The following is a 15,228-nucleotide window of genomic DNA, read 5'->3' on the forward strand; positions in this document are numbered from 1 at the left end:
TTTTTCCTTTGGTTGTGTTAAAAAAATTGAAGTGTCATTACTTGTAGTAATCTGAGTTGAAAACGACCTTGCCTTTACGAAGTCGCATGATTGATGCGCCCTCGATCTCAAAGCCTTTACCTTCGGAGGTGCCCGTCATTTGCCAACGGATCGCCAATTTTTGATTTCCTTCTTTGACCGCATCTAGTGCTATAAACTTTAAATCGGGCGTGTCTGTTACAGCCTTACGGATAAACCGTTCGAGTTCATTCAGGCCTTTGGTTTGAGTGCCTAAGTTCAAGTCTCGGTAAACCACATCGGCATCATAAAACTCAGAAATGGCAGCATAGTTTCTTTGATTCCACACTTCAAAATAGGCGTCAGCAAAAGCCTTTGCATTCGGGTACGCTTGCAATGGTTTGGCTGTTGCTATTGAACTCATCATTGAAACAGTAATGCCAATCGCTAAGCTTATTAATTTCTTAAACATGGTTTTTCCTTTCAAAAATTAACAGAACGTCGAGAGATTAAACTTGATGATAGAAAAATGCCGCACTGGTGCCACCTTGCAGAGCAACTGCAATGCGAATATTCAGATGCGCCATGGCTTCTAAATAACGTGCGCTGGTGATGTCGCCAGTATCCACTGGTGCAAATCCACATTCTTTGGTTAAGGAGATGATTTTGCCTTTGGCGGCAGCGTCGTTGCCTGCCAAAAATGCGGTAATACTGTGCCCTGCGCGGTTGTGGCTTTCTTTTTGCATCACATCGGCAAAAATAGTGTTAAAAGCTTTGATAACGAACGATTGTGGCAGAGCGCGTTGAATCTCCTCGCCTGCGCTGTTTTCCTGACCTAGTAGAAGCGGTGACCAATCAGGGTTGAGTGGGTTGGTACTGTCAATCACAATTTTGTTCGCTAATTCTGAGGTGAGCGATTTTAGTATCTCTAAAGCTGCTTGGTAAGGAATGGCTAAGACCAAAACTTCGACCTTTGCCGCCGTTTGTGCAAAGCTGGCAGTCTCAAAACCAATTGATGAGTTCGATACGTCCGCTGGGTTGCGCACACCAATGGTCACAGTGTGTCCTGTGTCACTGAAGAGTTGTGCTAATTTTTTACCGACAGAGCCGAAGCCCAAGATGCCTATTTTCATGACGAGTCCTTAAATATTTAAAATAAAGTGCAGTGATGAACTTTTTTGCTCACACTGTCGTTTTATCTATGCATAGATAGATAATCGGGTTGAAAAATTGACGCAATCTGGTTGCGCCACTTCTTGCAGAGTGCAAATCAGTGCACTCCACCAAGTTTTAATGCCTGCTTTTTCAAGCGAAGCAATATCTGCTAAGGATGCACATGCATGCAGCCATGCTTCATCGAATGCCCAATAACTTGGTCAGAGACTGAGCGGTTCCTTGCAGACGCATCGGCTGGTTCATCAATCTCGTGGTGAGTAGCGCGCCTTCTAAACTGGCCAAGATCATCGGAGCCAGCTGAGAAATAGGCACAAGTGGACGAAATGCATTAGCCGCAACCGCACGCTCAAGCAATGCATTTAACCATTGTTCTACTTGGATGAAAAAGGCCGTCACAGCTTGCCGCATTGCTTCTGACAGTGTCTGCACATCGCTGGCAAACATGCCTGCCAAACACCACTGTTCACTTGACTCACTTGTTTGTTCAAAAATTTGCACGAACTGGTTAAATTGCGCTAAATAGCCGATGGGTTGACTGTCAATGTCATGCAAAGCGACCATCATCGACTCAGTGTACTGGTGAATCAGCGCAACGCCCAAATCGTCTTTGTTTGGGAAATGATAATGAATACTGGCCGTCTTGATGCCCACAATTTCGGCTAAGTCTCGATAGCTAAACGCATTAAATCCACGTGTCTGCGCCAAAACTCTGGCTGTGCTGAGCAGTTTGGCGCGATTATCGGTTGCAGAAATAGGGGAGCTTATGCTGGAATTCATGAGTCTATTTTACCTACTAAAAGATAGGTTGTCAATTTCTTTGTATTGCGATTGCTCGATGGGTAATCAGCTATGAAATCAGAGTCAGTTGTCTTGAGGGTGAAGGTTCTTTGAGGCGCACACCAATGCCCAATAAACGGATGGCTTGATCGTGCTTGGCCAGTAGGGCTTTGAGTTGGTTGGCAAATTGAATCTTGTTGGCAGTCAGGGTATTTTGCTCGATTGATTTGACTTTGAAGTTAGAAAGTCTCAGCTTGACATAGGATTTTTGAATCAATGCGGTCGATTGCGCACGTTCAATTCGTTGTTGCAAGTCGTTGTACAATGCGTGCAAGTGAGGTAGACAGTCTTCGTAGGTGGTGATGTCATGCAAAAATGTTGTTTCAACACTGATGGATTTTCGATGGCCGCCAATGTTGACAGAGCGATTGTCGATGCCGCGCGACAAGTTGTACAACGAGACGCCCATTTTTCCGAACTGCTCGCGCAAAAAAGGCAGTTCGCGGGCGCGTAGGTCTGCGCAGTTCTGCAAACCGAGTTTGTGCATCTTTTCGGCGGTACGTGGCCCCACACCAAAAAGCCGCTCAACGGGCAAATCTTGGATAAATTGGTCAATTTGATGCGGGCGAATCACAAATAAGCCATCGGGCTTGTCCCAATAACTGGCGATTTTGGCGAGAAACTTATTGGGCGCGACACCCGCAGAGACGACCAAACCAAGCTCTTCACGGACGCGTTGACGAATCTCTTGGGCAATGCGCGTTGCACTGCCTTCGTGGTGCGGCGAGTCCGTGACATCGAGGTAAGCTTCGTCAAGCGATAGTGGTTCAACCAAGCTGGTGTACTGACGATAAATGCCAAAAATCTGCTTTGACGCGGCCCGATAGCGCGTAAAGTCTGGGTGAATGATGGTGAGCTGTGGGCATAGCTTGAGTGCCTGCCGTGTCGGCATAGCCGAACGCACACCAAAGGCGCGAGCTTCGTAGTTGCACGTCGCGACCACACCGCGTCGGTCGGCTGGACCGCCGACGGCAATGGGCTGTCCCACGTAGTCGGGATTATCACGCATTTCAACTGCAGCATAAAAACAGTCAGCGTCAAGGTGGATGATTTTGCGTGGGTTCATAAAACAAAGCCCCTCTCATTCGGAGAGGGGACTGTTTGCTTGGCGATGATTATTGAGCCACACCGCTGCGGTTCATGGCTGAAACGACAGCCAGCAATGAGGCGGTGACAATGTTTTCATGTATACCAACGCCGTAGGCGGGTGCATAGTCGGCATGAGCGACTTGAACATAGCAGGCCGCTTGAGCATCTTCACCGGTTTGGTCGGAGTGAATATCGTGTTCCGAGTAGTGAGCGACAGAGAACTTGCTGCCCAGCTTTTGGTTCAAAGCGTGTACAAAAGCGGACAAAGGACCGTTGCCATTGCCTTCAATCAACACAGCTTCACCATTAACTTTCAATTGCGCACGCAAAGTCTCGACGCCCGTGTGGTGACTGATGGTGTGGTTGATGTATTCGATGGGGCTGGTTTTATTAAGGAACTCTTCACAGAACACCTCATAAATTTGTTCACTGGACAACTCTTTGCCTGTTTCGTCAGCCAAAACTTGAACCGCACGAGCCACATCCACTTGCAAAATACGCGGCAAGGTCAAGCCGTAGTCACGTTCGAGCAAGTACGCCATGCCGCCTTTACCCGACTGAGCATTGACGCGGATGACCGCTTCGTATGAGCGGCCCAAGTCAGCAGGGTCAATTGGTAAATAAGGCACTTCCCAAGCGATGGTCTTGCCATTGGCTGCGGTTTCTCGGTCTTTTTGGCGGGTTAGGCCTTTTTTGATGGCGTCTTGGTGAGAGCCTGAGAATGCGGTAAACACCAGCTCCCCTGCCCAAGGATGGCGTGCGCCAACAGGCAGTTGTGTGCATTCTTCGGCGATTCGGATGACTTCGTTGATGTTTGAGTAGTCCACGCCTGGGTGAATGCCTTGTGACCACAGATTAATCGCGAGATTGACGAGGCAGACATTGCCTGTACGCTCGCCATTGCCAAACAAACAGCCTTCGACGCGGTCTGCACCAGCAAGTATGGCCAACTCAGCACAGGCCGTGCCTGTACCGCGGTCATTGTGCGGATGAACGCTGATGATGGCGGCGTTGCGGTTTTTCAGGTTGGTGTGCATCCATTCGATTTGATCCGCGAACACATTGGGCGTGGCCACTTCGATGGTGGTTGGGAGATTTAAAATCACTTTGTTGTCTGGTGTCGCGCCCCATTCGTCCATAACCGCTTCGCAAATTTGCTTGGCAAACGGCAACTCAGTCATGCTAAAAGTTTCTGGTGAATACTCCAAACGCCAGTTGGTCTGGGCGTAAACGTCTGTGGGTAAAGTGGCGAGGGCCGCCTTGATGTCTTTAATGCCATTGACAGCAATTTCAATGGTTTCTTCAGGAGTTTTGTTGTATACCACTTCACGAAACAGAGGGCTGGTTGCGTTGTAGACGTGGACGATCGCATTTTTTGCACCCAGCATGGACTCGACAGTGCGATTAATCAAATCCGTACGCGCTTGTGTGAGTCCTTGAATCGTTACATCATCAGGGATGCGGTTTTCTTCGATGAGCTTGCGTACGAAGTCAAACTCGATTTGCGAGGCTGATGGAAAGCCGACTTCGATTTCTTTGTAGCCGAGCTGAACGAGCAGTTCAAACATCCTTACTTTCTTGTCGATGTCCATCGGGTCAATCAGCGATTGATTACCATCACGCAAGTCAGTTGAGAGCCAGATGGGTGGTTTGGTCAAGATGTTGTTTGGCCAGCTTCGATTGGGTAAATCGATTTGTGGGTATGGACGGTATTTTTTGGATGGGTCCATAGTTTGGAAGGTCGTGTTCATCGCAGGTTTCCTGATTCTGATTAAGAGAGTATTTTAGCAAAATTGACAATAAAAAACCTCGGCATCGCATTTGCTGCAAGTTGCCGAGGTTTTTTGAAAACGGGAGAAGTTAGTTTTTTGTATGAACTTTCACGCGCGCAAACGTCGGCTGCCGGCTTAGTAGCAAAGCAGTCAGTGGCAACAGTAGCGCGAGGACGATAAAGGTGGTGTTCATGTAAGTGACTTTAAATCATAAAGGGACGCGCCGTCAAGCATTATGGCCAATAAATTAAATACTAACCATCGCCACCGTTGGTGAAACTGTAGCTCAAAGCGGTTGACTTAAAACACAATCTGCCGTTTTTAGCTCGTAATCTGCACACCTTTCCAAAAGGCGACGCGATCTTTGACTGCTTCCGAACCTGCTTTTGGTTTTGGGTAATACCAAGCGGCGTTTTCGCTTGCTTTGCCGTTCACGTGCAGCGTGTAGTAGTGGGCAAGGCTTTTCCACGGGCAAGTGCTTTGATGGCTGCTGGAAATGATGTGCTCACGGTTAAGGGCTGACAGCGGAAAATAATGGTTGCCTTCAACCAAAACAGAGTCATCTGATTCAGCAATGATGGTGTCGTTCCAAATGGCTTTCGTAAGATTCCCTTTTGTTTGATGTGGCCCTAGTCTAGCGTAAATAGTAAGTCGTGCGTAGTTTTTTGATGCGGGCGATGTAGTTTTGGGTTTCTGCTGGCATTTTTGACAGTTTAAAGCGCTCGTAGGTGCTACCTTTATTTTTTGGCTTTATGTATTGATCGACGTTACCCAAGCCCCAATTGTAAGCGGCCAGCGTGAGTTCTAAGTTCTTGTTATAACGGTTGTAAAGTTGATCAAGGTATTCAGCTGCGGCCTTGGCTGAATGCTCTGGGTGGGTGCGATCTTTGAGCCCCAAGTCACGTGCTGTCGGACTCATGAATTGAAAAAGTCCTTTCGCGCCTGCGTGGCTGGTGGCGTTGGGGTCGCCTGCTGACTCTTGGTGCATGACTGCTGAGAGTAGACCTTTGGGCAAGTTGTTTTGTTTTTCTAATTTTTCGAGCTCAAGTTTGTCTCGCCAGTCATAAATCTTCTCGGCTACGGTGTCATCGCCTGATTGATAGCCAAGCTCCTTGAGAATTGGCCACATCATCAAGGCGCAGGCGATGATAGTGACCAGTATCAACACGCGTTGAATAAATTTCTTGGGTGTTTGGGTGGTGATTTTGCTCATGGGCGCAAGAATAGCACAGTGATTGCGATTGTTGATTATCTAGTGCAAGAAAATTTCGATAAAAAAAGCCATCGATTTCGATGGCTTTTTTGTGTCATGAGACCTGAAACAATTAAAAAATTATTTGATTTTTGTTTCTTTGTAAATGACGTGTTTGCGTGCCACTGGATCAAATTTTTTGATTTCCATTTTTTCTGGCATGTTGCGTTTGTTCTTGTCAGTGGTATAGAAGTGACCAGTACCTGCTGTTGATTCGAGTTTGATTTTATCGCGCATGTTGCTGCTCCTTAGATTGTGCCGTTGGCACGCAAGTCTGCGAGGACTGCGTCAATGCCGTTTTTGTCGATGGTGCGCAATGCAGCGTTAGAAACACGCAGACGCACGAAACGGTTTTCTGATTCTACCCAAAAACGACGATTGTGCAGATTAGGCAAAAAGCGACGGCGGGTTTTGTTGTGGGCGTGAGAAACATTGTTTCCCGACATTGGGCGTTTACCCGTTACTTGACATACACGTGCCATGATGGCTCCTTAATTTGCTGAAGATTCAAACCATGGTGGCTTTTGTTTTACCCTTTTTTCAAGGGGGTTAGCGCGGTTTGAACGCTCTTTGAACAAAAACCAGTTAAATTTTTTGTACCTAAACCGAAGATTTTACGCGAAAAATCTCGCTGATGCAAGGTTTTATAAGAGCCGCTTGCTGTGAATTTGGTGTTTTGGCACATTGGTGCTGATTTTTGTGCATTTTTTAAGAGAAATACGATCCGATTTAGGGGTTAAAAGTCTCCCCAAACGGCGTTAAGTGCTGCAATAGCGGCTAAGCCAGCAGACTCTGTGCGCAATACGCGCGGGCCGAGTACGGTGTTGGTGAAGGCTGAGACTTGTGCATGTGCGAGCTCCTTGTCATCAAAGCCGCCTTCTGGGCCGATGAGCAGCGTGATTTCTTGGTTTTCTGACGGTGTGGATAGGGTTTTAAATGGAACAGCACCGTTGGGATGCAGCATCAGTTTGAGGCTGGGCTGGGATTTTTGTGTGTCGAGGAATCTGGTCAGAGGCTGTGGCGCGTCCAATTGAGGTAGGACATTGCGGCCACATTGCGCACAGGCTGCGACTATGATGCGCTGCCAGTGCTCTACTTTTTTTGTGGCACGCTCTGGGGTGAGTTTGATTTGGCTTTTGGCTGAAAATAATGGTGTGATGCGGGTGACGCCGAGTTCCACGGCTTTTTCGATGGTCCAGTCCATTTTGTCGCCAACAGAGAGGCACTGAGCAAGTGTAATGGATAGCGGAGGCTCAACAGAAATGGCGTCAATGGCGGTGAGGATGGCGTGGGCTGATTTTTTTTCGATTTGAGTCAGTTGTGCGTGGGCTTGGTTGCCGACGCCATCAAACAGTCTGATTTCATGGCTTTCACGTAGGCGAAGAACATTGACTGCATGATGGAAAATGTCATTGGGCAGCTCGAACGGGTGGTGCATTGCTGGCAGCGGTGCTGCGTAGTAAAAACGAAAACTCATGATTTGGCTTTCTTAAAAATTGCATCAATTGTAGCGTAAGTCGTGACTATCATTAGCGCATTAAGTTCACGTACAATGGTGTTTTATATTATTGGAGTCTTATATGACGATGTCGATTTCCCCCACCTCTGAGATTGTTGAGGAAATTAAAGCGGGGCGTATGGTGATTTTGGTGGACGAAGAGGATCGTGAGAATGAAGGTGATGTGATTCTTGCGGCTGATTTTGTGACGCCTGAAGCGATTAACTTTATGGCCAAGCATTGCCGTGGTCTCGTTTGTTTGACGTTGACGCAAGCGCGCTGTGATGCACTGGGACTCAATATGATGGTCAGCGACGGTGGTAACGGGACGCAATTTGGTACGAATTTTACAGTGTCTATTGAAGCGAAAGAGGGGGTGACGACAGGTATTTCGGCGGCTGATCGTGCTTTGACGATCAAGGTTGCCGCTGGAGAGCAATACACCGCTGCCGATATTGTTCAACCAGGGCATGTGTTCCCTGTGCGTGCTGTGGAGGGTGGTGTTTTGGTTCGTGCTGGTCACACTGAAGCGGGTTGTGATTTGGCCGCTTTGGCTGGATTGACGCCTGCGTCGGTCATTTGCGAAATCATGAAAGATGATGGCGAGATGGCACGTTTGCCCGACTTGATGGTGTTTGCCCAAGAGCACGGCTTGAAAATAGGTACCATTACTGACCTCATCGCTTATCGAAGTCAAAAAGAAACGTTGATTCAGCGCGTTGGTGAGCGTGAGATGCAAACTGCTCAGGGGTTGTTTCATGCGATTGCATATAAAGAGTCATGCAGTGACAATGTTCATCTCGTTTTAACCAAAGGTGATGTTGCCAATACGGAGGTGGTGCCTGTCCGTGTGCATGAGCCGTTATCGGTGCTTGATGTGTTGGATGTGGCGAAAACCACACATTCTGTGTCTCTTGACGCGGCACTCAAGCACATTGAACAGGAAGGCGTTGGTGTGGCTGTTTTGCTTAATTGCCAAGAGTCTTCTGCGCGCTTAACGGCGCAATTTTCTCGATTGAATGCGCAAGAGCGTGGTGAAAAGCTGGCCAAAAAAGCGCCAACGGAGTTGCTTTTGTACGGTATTGGTGCGCAAATTCTAAAAGACGTTGGTGTGCAAAAAATGATGCTGCTTGGTAGTCCTCGCAAAATGCCATCCATGGGTGGTTTCGGCTTGGAGGTGGTTGGTTTTAGTGGTGTATGAGTGAATCCCCTGTGTTGGCTGCGTATTGGCTGAGTTAATACCCAGGCTCGTGTTTCTTATGCACACGGATGGTTTCGAGCACCTCGCAGCTCCATTATTTCTAATTTTTAAAAGGATAAAAAATGCCCGCTCAATGGCTTATTGGTAACTGGAAAATGAATGGTAGCATGGACAGTAACGCAGCACTTCTGACAGAAATTCGCCAAGTCTCAGGTTCGGCCAAAATGGCAGTGGCTGTACCGCATCCCTATCTCTCGCAGGCGAGAGATGCATTGTCTGGCTCTGAGGTTCAAGTATCAGCTCAGAATCTATCCGCGTTCGAGAAAGGCGCTTATACAGGTGAGGTCTCAGCCCTAATGCTTTGCGAGTTCGGTGTGAAGCTCGCGCTGGTTGGCCACTCAGAGCGTCGTCATTTGTTTGGTGAGTCGGACGAAGTGGTTGCAGCCAAAACCATAGCGGCGCTTAATGCTCGATTAACACCTGTTGTCTGTGTAGGTGAGACTCTGACTGAGCGTGAAGCAGGCAATGCCAAAGAGGTTGTCTTGCGTCAGCTTAATGCAGTCATTGATGGCATCGGAGCAGAACGCTTAAGCCGCTGCATTTTGGCTTATGAGCCCGTATGGGCCATCGGTACGGGAAAAACGGCCAGTCCTGAGCAAGCTCAAGAAGTCCATGGCTGGTTGCGAGAGATCGCTGTGCAGTCAGGTGCGGCAGGTGTCAGCATTTTGTACGGTGGCAGTGTGAAAGCCAATAATGCCGCAGAGATGTTTGCTCAGCCCGATGTCAATGGCGGTTTGATTGGTGGAGCCTCGCTCGATGCCAATGAGTTTATCGCGATTTATCAAGCGCTGTGTGCATAGGTTTCGGGCGTTTTTATTCCGCTTGTGTATTTTAGTCACAGCCCGCAAGGCATCTGCTAGAATACGTGATTTTTATTTCGGAAATGCGGCGCGCTGTGTTTCCTCTACTTTCTCAATAAAATTGTTAAGAGGTTTTCATGTCAGCAAGCAATAAACAAATGGCGAATGCTATCCGTGCGTTGTCGATGGATGCAGTTCAAAAAGCGAATTCTGGCCACCCTGGGATGCCGATGGGTATGGCTGATATTGCTGTGGCATTGTGGAGTCCAGCCAGTGGGTTGTTTAAACATAACCCAACGGATTCAAAATGGTTTGATCGCGATCGCTTCATTTTGTCGAATGGACACGGCTCAATGTTGCTTTACTCGTTGTTGCATCTGACGGGTTACAAGCTGACAATGAATGACATCAAAAACTTCCGCCAATTGCATTCAAAAACAGCGGGTCACCCTGAGTATGGCTTTGCCGAAGGGATTGAAACCACCACGGGCCCGCTGGGTCAGGGTATTGCTAACGCAGTGGGTATGGCCTTGACTGAGAAACTCCTTGCGCAAGAATTCAACAAAGATGGTCACAATATCGTTGATCATTCGACTTTTGTTTTCCTTGGTGACGGCTGCATGATGGAGGGTGTGAGCCACGAAGCGTGCGCGTTGGCAGGTACATTAAATCTGTCGAAACTTATCGCTATTTATGACGACAACGGTATTTCGATTGACGGCCAAGTTGATCCTTGGTTCACAGATGACACGCCTAAACGCTTTGAGTCTTATGGTTGGAACGTGATTCGCAACGTCGATGGCCATGATGTTGCTGCCGTCAAAAAAGCGATTGAAGACGCGAAGAAAAACGCGCCAAAAGACACTGGCCCGACATTGATTTGCTGTAAAACCACCATTGGTTTTGGCTCACCTAAATTCCAAGGTACGGACAAAGTTCATGGTGCTGCATTGGGTGCTGAAGAAGTGGCAGCGACGCGCGCACACATTGGCTGGGAATATCCAGCATTTGAAGTGCCTCAAGATATTTATGATGCTTGGGACTCTAAAACCACGGGTGCAGCGGCACAAAAAGAATGGCAAGAACGCTTTAATGACTACGCGAAAAAATTCCCCAGAGAAGCCAAAGAATTCACACGCCGCATGAAAGGCGAATTGCCCGCGGACTTTGACAAGGCCGTTGAAGCATATCTCAAAACTTGCGCTGAAAAAGCGGAAACCATCGCTTCACGCAAAGCTTCTCAAAACGCCATTGAAGCCTATGCGCCTTCATTGCCTGAGTTCCTCGGCGGTTCGGCTGATTTGACCAGCTCGAATCTAACCAACTGGTCAACCTGCGTTCGCTTAAAACCAGGTCAATGGGGCAATCATATTAGTTACGGTGTGCGCGAATTCGGCATGAGTGCGATTATGAACGGCATTGCTTTGCACGGTGGCTATTTGCCGTTTGGTGCGACGTTCTTGACATTCTCTGATTACTCACGCAACGCATTGCGTATGGCTGCGTTGATGAAAATCCGTACGCTGTTTGTCTTCACACATGACTCGATTGGCGTGGGTGAAGATGGTCCGACACATCAACCTGTCGAGCACACAGCCAGCTTGCGTTTGATTCCGAATCTCGATGTATGGCGCCCATGCGATACCACCGAGTCAGTCGTGGCTTGGGCCCAGTCGATTAAGCGTCCAGACGGCCCATCGACCATGATTTATACCCGTCAAAATTTGCAGTTTCAAAAACGCAATGCGACACAAACCAAAAACATCGCCAAAGGTGGCTATGTTCTCCGCGATGTTAAAGCCGCGAAGGAAAAAGCACAAATCGTCCTCATCGCCACTGGCTCAGAAGTCGATCTTATTGTTAAAGCTGCAGACGTGCTCGTAGCCAAAGGTGTTTCAACTCGCGTGGTTTCGATGCCGTGCACCAATGTATTTAATCGCCAAACTGCTGCTTACAAAAAGAGCGTACTCGGCGAAGGCATCGCACGCGTGGCCGTTGAAGCTGGTGTGACAGATACATGGTGGCGTTATCAGTGCGCGGCGGTGATTGGGATGGAATGTTTCGGTGAGTCTGCGCCCGCGCCAGAGTTGTTTAAGTTGTTTGGTTTCACTGTTGAAAACGTGGTGAACACCGCTTTATCAGTATTGCAGTAAATGGCTCAAAGCATCTCGCTTTCATAGCGAGGTGCTTGTGAGTTGCGATAGACAGTAGTACCGTGGACAAGTCGCTTGTCCGTTTATAAAAAAGAGGGAAGTTATTTTTAACTTAATATTGGAGAAACAACAATGACCATCAAAGTAGCCATCAACGGTTATGGCCGTATTGGCCGAAATATTTTGCGCGCGCATTATGAAGGCGGCAAAAAGCACGACATCGAAATTGTCGCCATCAATGACTTGGGCGATGCAAAAATCAACGCTTATTTGACACAGTTTGATACGGCTCATGGCAAATTCCCAGGTACCGTAACCGTAGATGGTGACTCTATCATCGTCAATGGCGACCGTATCAAAGTATTGGCAGAACGCGATCCTGCCAAATTGCCTTGGGGCGAATTGGGCGTGGACGTCGTTATGGAGTGCACAGGTTTTTTCACCACCAAAGAAGCGGCATCTAAACATCTCCAAGGCGGAGCGAAAAAAGTCATTATCTCAGCACCTGGCGGTAAAGACGTGGATGCAACCGTTGTGTACGGTGTGAATCACCATGTGCTCAAATCAACGGACACAGTGGTTTCTAACGCGTCTTGCACCACCAATTGCTTGGCTCCTTTGGTCAAACCACTGCACGATGCGATTGGCGTGGTGAGTGGTCTCATGACCACTGTTCACTCATACACAAATGATCAACGTCTGACTGACGTTTATCACGAAGACATGCGCCGCGCGCGCTCTGCCACCATGAGCATGATTCCGACGAAAACAGGCGCAGCGGCGGCGGTTGGTCTCGTATTACCAGAGTTGAATGGTAAGCTCGATGGTTATGCGATTCGCGTACCAACCATTAATGTGTCTTTGGTGGATTTGTCATTCGTAGCAGCACGTGACACAACGGTTGAAGAAGTCAATAGCATCATGAAAGCAGCGTCTGAAGGCCCACTCAAGGGTATTTTGGGCTACGTCACCGAGCCGCTCGTTTCAGTAGACTTTAATCATGACCCAGCGTCGTCATCGTATGACGTGAGTCTCACCAAAGTTTCTGGACGCTTGGTCAAAGTGGGTAGTTGGTATGACAATGAATGGGGTTTCTCTAACCGCATGTTGGACACGACTGTCGCATTGATGAGTGCTAAATAAAATCAAGTATCAATGTACTTGAATGGAGGCGGGCTTTATGCCCGCCAACTGCGTATTAGAAGGTCATTGATTTGTGGTTTTGAGTACGAGACCAAAAATGAATCACCGTATTTAAGAAGATGAAAGCAGAGCGATGACAACACAAGATTTATTGGTTGAATTATTGACCGAAGAGTTACCACCCAAAGCCCTCAACAAATTATCAACAGCCTTTGCCAATGGCGTGTATGAAGCATTGACTCAGCTGGGTTTGGCGGGTTCAGAATCACAACGACACGCTTATGCGACACCGCGTCGTTTGGCGGTCAGTATTTCAAATGTTGTTGAGCAGGCCGCTGATGTTACGCGCCGCGACAAAGTGCTGCCTGTTTCAGTCGGCTTGGATGTGAATGGTCAGGCGACAGCGTCACTGACGAAAAAACTCACAGCGATGGGTTTTCCAGACAAAACGCCAGCAGACTTAGACATTGAAAATGATGGCAAGCAAGACGTGTTTTTTATTAGCTATACCCAAAAAGGGGCGATTTTGGCTGAGGTTTTGCAAACAGTTTTGTCGGACGTTTCTGCCAAATTACCGATTCCGAAAGTCATGACCTACCAAATTCACGCAGGCACGGCAGCGCAAGAAGATGTGCAGTTTGTGCGACCCGTCAAACGCGCCTTGGTTTTGTGGGGCGATGATGTGTTGCCTGTGACTGTATTTGGTGTCAAAGCCGACCGCTTGACCGATGGTCATCGGTTTATGAGCGAGCCTGCATTGTCTGTAAAAAACGCCGCAGATTACACCCATGTGCTGCGCAATCAAGGCATGGTTGAACCTGATTTTAAAGTGCGTCGTGAAAGCATTTATGAGCAGTTGAAACTAAAGGCAGACGCTCATCAAGTCATCATGCCCGATGAGTTACTGGATGAAGTGACGGCCTTGACTGAGTGGCCTGTGGTATATAAGGCATCATTCGATGAATCGTTTTTATCTGTGCCGCAAGAGTGCTTGATTTTGACGATGCAAACCAATCAAAAATACTTTGCCATGACAGACGCCACAGGTGCGCTGGTTAATGAGTTTTTGGTCATATCAAACATTCTCACAGATGAACCTGATAACATCATCGAAGGCAATGCGCGTGTGGTGCGTCCCCGTCTGGCCGATGCGCAGTTCTTCTTTGAGCAAGACAAGAAAAAATCACTCGATAACATGGTGGCCAAACTGAGTAATGTGGTCTACCACAACAAACTCGGTTCGCAAGGCGAACGCGTCACGCGAGTGAAAAACATCGCGGCTTATCTCGCCACAGCCTTGAATGCGAATGTCGCTAACGCACAGCGTGCCGCAACCATTGCTAAAGCGGATTTGGTTAGCGACATGGTCGGTGAGTTTCCTGAGTTGCAAGGTGTGATGGGGCGTTATTATGCAACGCACCATGGTGAGAGTGCTGATGTTGCTGCGGCGTGTGCAGAACACTATCAACCGCGCTTCGCAGGTGATGAGTTGCCAGCCACAACCACGGGTTTAATCACTGCGTTGGCTGACAAGCTCGAAACCTTGGTGGGAATCTGGGGGATTGGTTTGCAGCCGACAGGCGAGAAAGACCCATTCGCTTTGCGTCGCCACGCCTTGGGCGTGGTGCGGATGATTCTTGAGAAAAGACTACCTTTATCTTTATCTGAAACCTTGGCGGCGGTTCAGTCAGAGTTTAACGACAATATGCAAGTGAAAAACAGCGAGCAAGCTGTGAAGACGTTCATGCTGGATAGGCTCAAAGGCATGCTCAAAGACCAAGGCTATGCACCCGCACACATTGAAGCGGTGTTGTCGAATAACCCTGATCGTTTGGATGAAGTTGAGGACAAGCTTGCTGCTGTCAAGGCATTCGCAGTGTTGCCCGAAGCCACGAATCTGGCTGCTGCCAACAAACGTTGCGTGAATATTTTGCGCAAAGCGACTGAGAAAGATGAAGCCATTGCGCCTGAAGTCGATAAAACCCTATTGTCTGAGTCCGCTGAGCAAGCATTGGCCAATGCGGTTGAGGCGGTTCGCCCATCGGTACAAACGGCGATTGAACAGCGTGCTTATCAGACAGCCTTGACGTCATTGGCGAGTTTACGTGAACCTGTTGATGCGTTTTTTGTGGATGTGATGGTGATGGTGGATGATGCGGCGGTGCGTGCGAATCGCTTGAAACTGTTGCAAGACTTGGCGCAATTAATGAACGGCGTTGCGGATATTTCGCAACTTGCGGTGTAAACACG

15 protein-coding genes are annotated in these 15,228 nt (G+C 48.2%); 5 read left to right on the forward strand and 10 right to left on the reverse strand.

What is annotated here, in order from left to right; genetic code table 11:
- Window positions 1-37: 37 nt before the first annotated feature.
- From IE082_RS03085 to IE082_RS03130, 10 genes are all read right to left on the reverse strand, one after another.
- Window positions 38-469 carry a nuclear transport factor 2 family protein gene (locus IE082_RS03085; RefSeq protein WP_189491424.1) on the reverse strand — a complete coding sequence of 144 codons (432 nt, stop codon included), beginning with the start codon at window positions 467-469 and terminating at the stop codon, window positions 38-40.
- Between the two features lie 37 nt (window positions 470-506).
- Window positions 507-1,130 carry an NADPH-dependent F420 reductase gene (locus IE082_RS03090; RefSeq protein WP_189491427.1) on the reverse strand — a complete coding sequence of 208 codons (624 nt, stop codon included), beginning with the start codon at window positions 1,128-1,130 and terminating at the stop codon, window positions 507-509.
- A gap of 220 nt (window positions 1,131-1,350) precedes the next feature.
- Window positions 1,351-1,950: a TetR/AcrR family transcriptional regulator gene (locus IE082_RS03095; RefSeq protein ID WP_189491430.1), complete on the reverse strand. Its 600-nt coding sequence runs from the start codon at window positions 1,948-1,950 to the stop codon at window positions 1,351-1,353.
- A gap of 70 nt (window positions 1,951-2,020) precedes the next feature.
- On the reverse strand, window positions 2,021-3,076 hold the full coding sequence (dinB, locus tag IE082_RS03100) for a DNA polymerase IV (RefSeq protein ID WP_189491445.1): 1,056 nt from the start codon (window positions 3,074-3,076) through the stop codon (window positions 2,021-2,023).
- A gap of 49 nt (window positions 3,077-3,125) precedes the next feature.
- A complete protein-coding gene (gene leuA, locus IE082_RS03105) occupies window positions 3,126-4,850 on the reverse strand; it encodes a 2-isopropylmalate synthase (protein ID WP_229809690.1) in 1,725 nt (574 codons plus the stop codon).
- Window positions 4,851-5,192: 342 nt separating this feature from the next.
- The gene (locus IE082_RS03110) at window positions 5,193-5,516 is read right to left on the reverse strand and encodes a DUF427 domain-containing protein (protein ID WP_189491922.1); all 324 of its coding nucleotides are present in this window, start codon (window positions 5,514-5,516) and stop codon (window positions 5,193-5,195) included.
- Entirely contained in the window at window positions 5,506-6,084 is a 579-nt protein-coding gene (locus IE082_RS03115; protein WP_189491448.1) for a lytic transglycosylase domain-containing protein, read from the reverse strand. The genes IE082_RS03110 and IE082_RS03115 overlap by 11 nt, the downstream gene beginning before the upstream one ends.
- Before the next feature lie 120 nt (window positions 6,085-6,204).
- Entirely contained in the window at window positions 6,205-6,360 is a 156-nt protein-coding gene (gene rpmG / locus IE082_RS03120; protein ID WP_114562497.1) for a 50S ribosomal protein L33, read from the reverse strand.
- Window positions 6,361-6,371: 11 nt separating this feature from the next.
- Window positions 6,372-6,605, reverse strand: a complete 234-nt coding sequence (gene rpmB, locus IE082_RS03125) for a 50S ribosomal protein L28 (protein WP_189491451.1) — start codon at window positions 6,603-6,605, stop codon at window positions 6,372-6,374.
- A 254-nt stretch (window positions 6,606-6,859) separates the two neighbouring features.
- A complete protein-coding gene (locus IE082_RS03130) occupies window positions 6,860-7,600 on the reverse strand; it encodes a 16S rRNA (uracil(1498)-N(3))-methyltransferase (RefSeq protein WP_189491454.1) in 741 nt (246 codons plus the stop codon).
- Window positions 7,601-7,709: 109 nt separating this feature from the next.
- Between IE082_RS03130 and ribBA the strand changes: the two genes are divergently transcribed.
- The 5 genes from ribBA to glyS all read left to right on the forward strand — a co-directional run bounded on the left by ribBA (window position 7,710) and on the right by glyS (window position 15,223).
- Window positions 7,710-8,822, forward strand: a complete 1,113-nt coding sequence (ribBA, locus tag IE082_RS03135; RefSeq protein WP_189491925.1) for a bifunctional 3,4-dihydroxy-2-butanone-4-phosphate synthase/GTP cyclohydrolase II — start codon at window positions 7,710-7,712, stop codon at window positions 8,820-8,822.
- A 122-nt stretch (window positions 8,823-8,944) separates the two neighbouring features.
- Entirely contained in the window at window positions 8,945-9,682 is a 738-nt protein-coding gene (gene tpiA / locus IE082_RS03140) for a triose-phosphate isomerase (RefSeq protein WP_189491457.1), read from the forward strand.
- A gap of 137 nt (window positions 9,683-9,819) precedes the next feature.
- Window positions 9,820-11,835, forward strand: a complete 2,016-nt coding sequence (gene tkt, locus IE082_RS03145) for a transketolase (RefSeq protein ID WP_229809692.1) — start codon at window positions 9,820-9,822, stop codon at window positions 11,833-11,835.
- A 132-nt stretch (window positions 11,836-11,967) separates the two neighbouring features.
- On the forward strand, window positions 11,968-12,978 hold the full coding sequence (gene gap / locus IE082_RS03150) for a type I glyceraldehyde-3-phosphate dehydrogenase (RefSeq protein ID WP_189491460.1): 1,011 nt from the start codon (window positions 11,968-11,970) through the stop codon (window positions 12,976-12,978).
- 133 nt (window positions 12,979-13,111) lie between these two features.
- A complete protein-coding gene (gene glyS, locus IE082_RS03155; RefSeq protein ID WP_189491463.1) occupies window positions 13,112-15,223 on the forward strand; it encodes a glycine--tRNA ligase subunit beta in 2,112 nt (703 codons plus the stop codon).
- Window positions 15,224-15,228 lie beyond the last annotated feature (5 nt).

Origin of the sequence: Formosimonas limnophila, from assembly GCF_014652675.1 — a bacterium.
GTDB classification, from domain to species: Bacteria; Pseudomonadota; Gammaproteobacteria; order Burkholderiales; family Burkholderiaceae; genus Hydromonas; species Hydromonas limnophila.